The sequence below is a fragment of the Pseudomonas sp. SDO5532_S415 genome (assembly GCF_054071155.1).
The window spans coordinates 1-4,771 of sequence record NZ_JBSVWS010000271.1 but is presented as its reverse complement, the minus strand read 5'-3'; the positions used below and the strand labels follow the sequence as shown (position 1 = coordinate 4,771).

Genomic DNA, 4,771 nt, shown 5'->3' with positions numbered 1-4,771 from the left:
GAAATTGGAACCGCTTCGCAGCCCGGCGGGAGCAAGCTCCCTCGCCACAAAAGCTCGCATGTCACACAAAAGTTTACGGACGGATTTCGATCATCGTGCCGTCCGGCACCAGGTTCCAGATTTCGCGCATGTCCATGTTGCGCATGGCGATGCAGCCGTCGGTCCAGTCCAGGGTGTGGAACAGGTCTTCAGGGTTGTCTTCGGTGTCGGGGGTGCCATGGATCATGATCATGCCGCCGGGATCGACGCCTTCACGTCGTGAGCGGGCGGAGTCGCTGATGTTCGGGTAGGAGATATGCATGGCCAGGTTGAAGCGGTCGCTGACCTTGCGCCAGTCGAGCCAGTAGAAACCTTCCGGCGTGCGTTTATCGCCCTCCATCAGTTTCGGCCCTATGGGGCGCTTGCCCAGGGAAATGCGATAGGTCTTGAGCGGCTTGCCGTCATTGATCAATTGCAATTGGTGGGCAGACTTGAGAACCAGGACTTTCTCGATGACCTTGCCGTCCAGGGATCCCACGGCAGACGCCTGGGACACCGCAACGAACGACAAACAGAACAGGGCAAGCAACCAGCGCATTGAAACGATTCCCCAGGAGGTGTCGCGACTATTTATTTATAGATGTTTTTTAGTTGGCAGGCTGAGCAAGCGGCGGGATCGATTCAGACCGTACGGGGTAGACCTCGGTCCGCCGGTCAGCGAAGAAGCATTCTAAGGTACGGCCCACTGTGCGGAAAGCCAGCTCGTCCCAAGGGATGTCCGCTTCGTCGAATAATTGCACTTCGAGGCTCTCGGGGCCGGCGGCAAAGTCCAGGTCCGCCAGTTCGGCGCGGAAGAACACGTGCACCTGGCTGATATGCGGCACATCGATCAGCGTATAGATACTCAGGTTGCGCACCCGGGCGCAGGCTTCCTCGGCGGTTTCACGAATGGCCGCCTGTTCGATGGTTTCGCCGTTTTCCATGAAACCGGCGGGCAGGGTCCAGTAACCGAGCCGAGGCTCGATGGCGCGTCGGCACAGCAGGACCTTGGTGCCCCAGGTCGCCAGGCAGCCGGCGACGATATTGGGGTTCTGGTAATGAATGGCGTGGCAACTGTCACAGACAAAACGCAGGCGCGAATCGCCTTCGGGAATGCGTTGGGTCACCGGGTTGCCGCACTGACTGCAAAATTTCATGCTTGGGTTCCTGAATGCTGCGCCTATCTTGGCGTGCGGCGGTGTCTGTCGGCAAGTTGTCGTTTCGCGACACGCCGCCATCCGGGGGGTTGGGCGACCGAAGCGATTGGTGCATGATGCAAGGTAAGGCACAAATCGAGAACACTCATGCTGGACGAGCTACTGCATCGGGTAAGTAACCACACCCCGCGCGCGCTGGAGACTGACCGACGTTTCCCCCAGGCTGCCGTATTGGTGCCCATTACCCGCAGTGACGAGCCGGAACTGGTGCTGACGTTGCGTGCCAGCGGGCTCTCGACCCATGGCGGCGAAGTCGCCTTCCCCGGCGGCCGGCGTGACCCCGAAGACCCGGACCTGATTTTCACCGCCCTGCGCGAAGCCGAAGAAGAGATCGGCCTGCCGCCGGGTCTGGTCGAAGTGATCGGTCCGCTGAGCCCGCTGATCTCCCTGCACGGCATCAAAGTCACGCCTTATGTTGGCGTCATTCCGGATTTCGTCGAGTACCGGGCCAACGATGCTGAAATCGCCGCCGTGTTCAGCGTCCCGCTGGAGTTCTTCCGCAAGGACCCGCGCGAGCACACCCATCGCATCGATTACCAGGGCCGCAGCTGGTACGTGCCGAGCTATCGCTATGGTGAGTACAAGATCTGGGGATTGACCGCGATCATGGTCGTGGAGTTGATCAACCTTCTCTATGACGCCAAGATCAGCCTGCATCAACCGCCAAAAAGCTTTATCAATACCTGAAGCCATCATTCGAATGGCCTGAACACGTGACGCCTTGAGGACAACACAATGAAATACCGCTTGGGCGACGCCCGTGTCGAGACCCACCCGGACAGCTGGGTCGCACCCAACGCCGTGCTGGTGGGCAAGGTCAAGCTGGAAGAGGGCGCCAACGTCTGGTTCAACGCCGTGCTGCGCGGCGACAACGAGTTGATCCTGATCGGCAAGAACAGCAACGTCCAGGACGGCACCGTGATGCACACCGACATGGGCTACCCGCTGACCATCGGTACCGGCGTGACCATCGGCCACAACGCCATGCTGCATGGCTGCACCGTCGGCGACTACAGCCTGATCGGTATCAACGCAGTGATCCTCAACGGCGCGAAGATCGGCAAGAACTGCATCATCGGCGCCAATTCGCTGATCGGCGAAGGCAAGGAGATTCCGGACGGTTCGCTGGTCATGGGCTCGCCGGGCAAAGTGGTGCGCGAACTGACCGAGCCGCAGAAGAAAATGCTCGAAGCCAGCGCCGCCCACTATGTGCATAACTCGCGGCGTTATGCCCGCGATTTGGCTGAGCAGGAACAATGACTACGCCAGAACGTCCGGTGTTATCGCCCTGCGTGAATATTTGTGCGCTGGACGACGATGACATCTGCACCGGGTGCCAGCGCACAGTGGAAGAAATCACCCGCTGGAGCCGGATGGACAATGCCGAGCGGCGCAAGGTGCTGGAGTTGTGTCATGAGCGGGCCAAATCCAGTGGGTTGGTGTGGATGTTGCCCTCGAAATCCGATTCCTGAGTCGTTTGACGCTTTCGTGGCGAGGGAGCTTGCTCCCGTTGGGGCGCGAAGCGGCCCTGAGATCAACCAAACAGCATTCAGGAAGATTTTTGGGGCTGCTCCGCAGCCCAGCGGGAGCAAGCTCCCTCGCCACAGGTTATTTGTGACCTGAAGATGAAGTACCCTGTGCGCCAAATTGACAGGTACTTCCATGTTTTTCCTCATCGCCTACATCAGCAGCGTCGTGCTGATCAACTACGCCTTTTCCACCGCCCCGGACCTGGACATCATCTGGTCAGCCTGGGGCGGTCTGGTGTTTGTGCTGCGCGACATGGTGCAAACCCGTTTCGGCCACGGCGCCATCGCGGCGATGCTGGCGGCGCTGGTGTTGTCCTATGTGACGTCCGATCCGTCCATCGCCCTGGCCAGTGCCACGGCGTTCGCGGTGTCCGAGTGCATTGACTGGCTGGTGTTCAGCATCACCAAGCGCCCGCTGCACGACCGCCTGTGGATAAGTTCGGCCCTGAGCATTCCGCTCGATACCTTTATCTTCTTCGGCATGATCGATGCGCTGACCCCTGGTGTGATTCTCACCGCCCTGGGCTCGAAGTTCGCCGGCGTGACCGCCGTGTGGCTGATCATGGCCTGGCGCCTGCGCAAACAGGCTCTCGTCAGCTGAAGCCAAACCCCGCGGTTCATGTAAAATGCCGCGCTTTCTCCCATGGGATGCGCGCCCGGCGTTGCATTCCTCGATGATCCGCTTCCTTGAGGACCTTCAGATGACCCGTATCGGAACTCCATTGTCGCCCACCGCGACCCGCGTATTGATGTGTGGCTGTGGCGAGTTGGGCAAGGAAGTGGTGATCGAACTGCAACGCCTGGGCGTTGAAGTGATTGCCGTGGACCGTTACGCCAATGCGCCAGCCATGCAGGTTGCCCACCGCAGCCACGTGATCAACATGCTGGATGGCGCAGCCTTGCGTGCAGTGATCGAAGCCGAGAAGCCGCACTTCATCGTGCCGGAAATCGAAGCCATCGCCACCGCGACCCTGGTGGAGCTGGAAGCCGAAGGCTTCACCGTGATCCCCACCGCACGTGCCGCCCAGCTGACCATGAACCGCGAAGGCATCCGTCGCCTGGCCGCCGAAGAGCTGGACCTGCCGACCTCGCCGTACCACTTCGCCGACACCTTCGAGGACTACAGCAAAGCCGTCGAAGACCTCGGTTTCCCCTGCGTGGTCAAACCGGTCATGAGCTCGTCGGGCAAAGGCCAGAGCCTGCTGCGCAGCGCCGATGACGTGAAAAAGGCCTGGGATTACGCGCAAGAAGGCGGCCGTGCCGGTAAAGGTCGGGTGATCGTCGAAGGTTTCATCGATTTCGACTACGAAATCACCCTGCTGACCGTGCGACACGTTGGCGGCACCACCTTCCTCGCGCCGGTCGGCCACCGTCAGGAGAAGGGCGACTACCAGGAATCCTGGCAGCCGCAAGCCATGAGCCCGATTGCCCTGGCCGAATCCGAGCGCGTGGCCAAAGCCGTGACCGAAGCCCTGGGTGGCCGTGGTCTGTTCGGCGTCGAGCTGTTCATCAAAGGCGACCAGGTGTGGTTCAGCGAAGTCTCGCCGCGCCCGCACGACACCGGCATGGTCACGATGATTTCCCAGGACCTGTCGCAGTTCGCCCTGCATGCACGGGCGATCCTCGGCCTGCCGATCCCGGTGGTGCGCCAGTTCGGTCCTTCGGCCTCGGCGGTGATTCTGGTGGAAGGGCAGTCGACCCAGACCGCTTTCGCCAATCTCGGCGCCGCACTGAGCGAGCCGGATACCGCGCTGCGTCTGTTCGGCAAGCCTGAAGTCAATGGCCAGCGCCGGATGGGTGTGGCACTGGCACGCGACGAGTCGATCGACGCTGCCCGGGCCAAGGCCACCCGCGCGTCGCAGGCGGTGGTTGTCGAGCTGTAAAAACAGCGGCGGCGGGCCTATACCTTCTAGGTGTGGGCTCGCCCTGATGCCGGTCAGAAGGTACTGAACTGTGGGAGCGAGCCTGCTCGCGAAAGCTGTTTCACATTCAACATCCATGTTGATA

General features: G+C 60.9%; 7 protein-coding genes. 5 read left to right on the top strand and 2 right to left on the bottom strand.

The genetic code is table 11. The features are described from left to right. Nucleotides 1-73: 73 nt before the first annotated feature. Both ACW9HW_RS28855 and ACW9HW_RS28850 read right to left on the bottom strand, forming a co-directional pair. Nucleotides 74-577, bottom strand: a complete 504-nt coding sequence (locus ACW9HW_RS28855) for a L,D-transpeptidase family protein (RefSeq protein WP_095193745.1) — start codon at nucleotides 575-577, stop codon at nucleotides 74-76. A 49-nt stretch (nucleotides 578-626) separates the two neighbouring features. Continuing rightward, nucleotides 627-1,175 carry an NUDIX hydrolase gene (locus ACW9HW_RS28850; RefSeq protein WP_095193744.1) on the bottom strand — a complete coding sequence of 183 codons (549 nt, stop codon included), beginning with the start codon at nucleotides 1,173-1,175 and terminating at the stop codon, nucleotides 627-629. Nucleotides 1,176-1,322: 147 nt separating this feature from the next. Between ACW9HW_RS28850 and ACW9HW_RS28845 the strand changes: the two genes are divergently transcribed. From ACW9HW_RS28845 to purT, 5 genes are all read left to right on the top strand, one after another. Further along, the gene (locus ACW9HW_RS28845) at nucleotides 1,323-1,922 is read left to right on the top strand and encodes a CoA pyrophosphatase (protein ID WP_457402707.1); all 600 of its coding nucleotides are present in this window, start codon (nucleotides 1,323-1,325) and stop codon (nucleotides 1,920-1,922) included. Between the two features lie 48 nt (nucleotides 1,923-1,970). Beyond that, nucleotides 1,971-2,495: a gamma carbonic anhydrase family protein gene (locus ACW9HW_RS28840; protein ID WP_095193742.1), complete on the top strand. Its 525-nt coding sequence runs from the start codon at nucleotides 1,971-1,973 to the stop codon at nucleotides 2,493-2,495. After that, nucleotides 2,492-2,707 carry a DUF1289 domain-containing protein gene (locus ACW9HW_RS28835; RefSeq protein ID WP_095193741.1) on the top strand — a complete coding sequence of 72 codons (216 nt, stop codon included), beginning with the start codon at nucleotides 2,492-2,494 and terminating at the stop codon, nucleotides 2,705-2,707. Before ACW9HW_RS28840 ends, ACW9HW_RS28835 begins: the two co-directional genes overlap by 4 nt. Before the next feature lie 190 nt (nucleotides 2,708-2,897). Then, nucleotides 2,898-3,365, top strand: coding sequence for a preQ0 transporter (locus ACW9HW_RS28830; RefSeq protein WP_095193739.1), 468 nt, complete (start codon nucleotides 2,898-2,900; stop codon nucleotides 3,363-3,365). Between the two features lie 100 nt (nucleotides 3,366-3,465). Further along, on the top strand, nucleotides 3,466-4,647 hold the full coding sequence (gene purT, locus ACW9HW_RS28825; RefSeq protein WP_457402705.1) for a formate-dependent phosphoribosylglycinamide formyltransferase: 1,182 nt from the start codon (nucleotides 3,466-3,468) through the stop codon (nucleotides 4,645-4,647). The last annotated feature ends 124 nt before the right edge of the window (nucleotides 4,648-4,771 follow it).

Coding starts and splice junctions, on each gene's coding strand:
- ACW9HW_RS28850 (WP_095193744.1), bottom strand. CDS start 1,175: ATGAAATTTTGCAGTCAGTGCGGCAACCCGGTGACCCAACGCATTCCC.
- ACW9HW_RS28855 (WP_095193745.1), bottom strand. CDS start 577: ATGCGCTGGTTGCTTGCCCTGTTCTGTTTGTCGTTCGTTGCGGTGTCC.
- ACW9HW_RS28830 (WP_095193739.1), top strand. CDS start 2,898: ATGTTTTTCCTCATCGCCTACATCAGCAGCGTCGTGCTGATCAACTAC.
- ACW9HW_RS28835 (WP_095193741.1), top strand. CDS start 2,492: ATGACTACGCCAGAACGTCCGGTGTTATCGCCCTGCGTGAATATTTGT.
- ACW9HW_RS28840 (WP_095193742.1), top strand. CDS start 1,971: ATGAAATACCGCTTGGGCGACGCCCGTGTCGAGACCCACCCGGACAGC.
- ACW9HW_RS28845 (WP_457402707.1), top strand. CDS start 1,323: ATGCTGGACGAGCTACTGCATCGGGTAAGTAACCACACCCCGCGCGCG.
- purT (WP_457402705.1), top strand. CDS start 3,466: ATGACCCGTATCGGAACTCCATTGTCGCCCACCGCGACCCGCGTATTG.